This window comes from Pseudomonas kitaguniensis (assembly GCF_009296165.1).
In the GTDB taxonomy this organism is placed as follows: Bacteria; Pseudomonadota; Gammaproteobacteria; order Pseudomonadales; family Pseudomonadaceae; genus Aquipseudomonas; species Aquipseudomonas kitaguniensis.
Genome location: NZ_VUAZ01000106.1, coordinates 1 through 3,139, shown reverse-complemented (window position 1 = coordinate 3,139; position 3,139 = coordinate 1). Strand labels below are relative to the sequence as shown.

At 57.5% G+C, this 3,139-nt stretch carries 2 protein-coding genes and 1 pseudogene; all 3 read right to left on the bottom strand.

The window, feature by feature from the left end; all coding sequences use genetic code 11:
* The coding region (locus F0169_RS17965) for a S8 family serine peptidase (protein WP_206670180.1) at nucleotides 1-1,331 on the bottom strand (1,331 nt) is incomplete at its 3' end.
* A 271-nt stretch (nucleotides 1,332-1,602) separates the two neighbouring features.
* A pseudogene (locus tag F0169_RS17960) lies at nucleotides 1,603-1,977 on the bottom strand (fibronectin type III-like domain-contianing protein); the annotation flags it as partial.
* A gap of 19 nt (nucleotides 1,978-1,996) precedes the next feature.
* Nucleotides 1,997-2,896: a DMT family transporter gene (locus tag F0169_RS17955; RefSeq protein WP_152747231.1), complete on the bottom strand. Its 900-nt coding sequence runs from the start codon at nucleotides 2,894-2,896 to the stop codon at nucleotides 1,997-1,999.
* Nucleotides 2,897-3,139 lie beyond the last annotated feature (243 nt).

Here is a 3,139-nt window from a genome sequence, read left to right as displayed (position 1 = left end):
GCGGGGCGGTCCATGTTGACGCTGGTATCAACCCTTAACTGGCCGGGCCCGTCGATGGCTTTTTTCAGGTTCATCAGGCCCCAGCCGTAAATGTCGTCTATGCCTGGTTCGCCGAGGTCGGTGGCGGTGGTGAGCAATATGTCGCGGATTTGCGGGTTGCTCAAGTAGGGGAAGCGCTCCATCAACAACGCCAGACCACCGGCGACGTGGGGGGCGGCCATCGAGCTGCCGGAACTTAACGCATAGCCTAACTGGGGTGTATCACCTGTCACTGCGAACCCGTCGACATTCCCGTCTTGGTCATTGTGGTTTTCGGTTTGTATTGAACCTGTAACCCAGGACGAGTTGATATCGGTTCCGGGTGCGGCCAGGCACCAGTCTTTGCTAAAGCCGCAGCGTTTTGAGTAATCACCCAGGGTCATGTCTTTATTTACGTTGACGGCCGTTAACCAATAGGGCTCCAGCTCTGCAATGGCACGTGGCAGGCTGGGATGAAGTCCGGAATTGGGTGCCTTTTGGGGGGATTCGTTTGCCACGCTTACATTGCCTGCTGACCAGACTTGCAGCATCCCATACTTGATAGTGTTGTCTGCGATGGCTTTGAGTTCTGCATAAACGAAGGTGTCGGTTTGGCCTAGCGCGATGTCCAGCTCTGTTTCATTCACAGGAGAAAATGCACTGCCCCAACTATTATTGACCACACGCACATTCTGTCTGTGCAATTGGGCATAGGCGACGTCTACCGCTGCCGCTGTAGGAAGAGGCGCACGCACTATATCTGTGATGGAAATGGGGCCTGCCAGGTAGGTATTGCCGTACTTGCGCACCGCACTCAAGTTGGCCGCGTAAGCCACTCCATGAACGCCGTTGCCATCACGATTGGCGAGTGCTGTGCCTGCAACGTGAGTGCCATGCGCGTCATAGTTAGCGCCTACAACCGCGAGATAATTATCAAGTTCCGCTCTGGTGAGAATGCCGTCGGCAATAAGTTCTTCAAGGCTCGCCAATGCTTCAGGTGGCAATGAGTCTATAAGGGTTACCGCAGCGCGATCACCTTCGGTGTAGAAGCAGCCTTTTTCCAGCACGGTTCCACTCATGCAGCCAGTGTCAGCCATGAGCACGCCTTCATTGGGTTTTCCCGCAAACTCGCTATGGCGCAAATCGGTGCCGGAGTCGTAAACGCCCATTCTAACCCCGGCGCCACTCAACCCTCTTGCATAAGCGTAATCGGCGCCGATTGCGCCCAGCCCCCAGTTATTCTTGAACTCTTCACTGCGCCAACTGGCGGCATCGTGCAGCTGGCCTTGTTCGACATAACGTGCGGCTTGCACAGGCATGCCCGACAGGCAACCGAGTACACAAAACGCGATGGCGTTTCGCTTGAAAGATGATTGAGCGGGCGCGTTGCTAACTGCGGCTCGGGTAGTTTTCGTGGGCGACATTGTCCGCACACCTGTAAAAAAATTGGGCTCACAGGGTGTGTGAATGTGCCGGGGAAATGATGTAGGACTTGGCTTGTAGCGAGGTGTGAAAGTTAACTTTTTACTGGCTAAGGTCGCCCAGTGCGCAAGCCCCCTCTTTGGCGAGAGGGGGCTGCACGTATTACAGCAACTCGAAGGTCTGCTGCTGCACCGCCTGGGAGTCCAGCCCTATCTGTACATTGAACTCGCCAGGTTCCGCGGCAAACTTGAGCTGGGCGTTATAGAACTTCAAGTCTTCCTCAGTAATGGTGAAGTGCAACGTGCGCTCTTCACCCGCTTTGAGCATGACTTTCTGGACGTTTTTCAGCTCTTTGATCGGGCGGATCATCGAGCCGGCCACGTCCTGGAGATACAGCTGCACCACGGTTTCGCCGTCTACCTTGCCGGTGTTTTTCAGCGTGACGCTGGCGTCGAGCTTGCCGGTCTTGTTCAGGGTGGTGGACGACAGCGCCATGTCCGACAGGCTGAACGTGGTATAGCTCAGGCCGTATCTGAACTGAACACCTGCTCCCACATCAGGCAGTGTTGACCTTCAGCACGGGCGCAGGCTGCACCGCAGTCTTGCGCCCAAGCATCACTGTCACGATTACGCCACCGGCAAACAGCCAGGTAATCGGCTCGATATGCTCACCAAAAAACAACGCTGAAAACGCGATGGTGAAGAATATCTGCAACAGCTGGATCTGGCTGACCCGGGCGATCCCGCCCATGGCCAACCCGGCGTACCAGGCAAAGAACCCCAGAAACTGCGAGAACAACGACACATAGCCGAACGCCCACCAGGCACGCATCGAAATCGCACCTTGATGCTGCACCGCCAAGTACCACACGGGGCCGATCAACACCGGTGTCGACAGCACCAGTGCCCAGCAAATCACTTGCCAGCCGCCCATCTCCTTGGCCAACCGGCCACCTTCGGCATAGCCTAAACCGCCCACGGCAATCGCGCCGAGCATCAGCAAATCGCCCGCCTGGATACTGCCGGCACCGCTGATCAACGCATAACTCAACACCAACACACTGCCCAGCGCCGCGCAGGCCCAAAAGGCTTTCGACGGCCGCTCGTGCGACAACCACGCCGCATACAGCGCCACGCACAGTGGTTGCAAGCCATTGACCAGCGCGCCATGCGACGCCGGCAACGTTTGCATGGCCCACGCCGACAACACCGGGAAGCCCAGGATCACGCCGGCAATCACCAGGCACAACCCGCGCACCTGGCGCCAGGTCGGCCAGCGTTCACGCCGCCACAGCAACAGTGCCGCCGCCGGGATTGCCGCCAACAACGCGCGGCCCAGGCCATTGAGCAGCGGGTGCATTTCCTGCACCACGATGCGGGTGAAGGGCAGGGTGAGGCTGAAGATGATGACGCCCAGCAGGCCGAGGGCCATGCCGGTGTTTTCGCGCGAACTCATGGTGGCGGGACCGGGATCAAAAGGGCTTCAAGGGAAGCCCATCTAGCCACAACCTTCGCCGATTGCGGGCCTACAGCTAAGCGCGAGTTTATCCGTACAGTTGAGGGGGTGTGGGAGGCTCCAGTGCATTTGGTGTTGCGCTGTCGCGCAGCAAACTGGCGCGGGGTGTTCTTTGGATTGGGTATACATCCGGTATTTGGGTTATGGCTTATATTGGTTTCGCATTTACAGCGAGTCACTTTT

Bases quoted from the DNA above. Each gene is read 5' to 3' on its own strand.
- F0169_RS17955 (WP_152747231.1), bottom strand. From the start codon at position 2,896: ATGAGTTCGCGCGAAAACACCGGCATGGCCCTCGGCCTGCTGGGCGTC.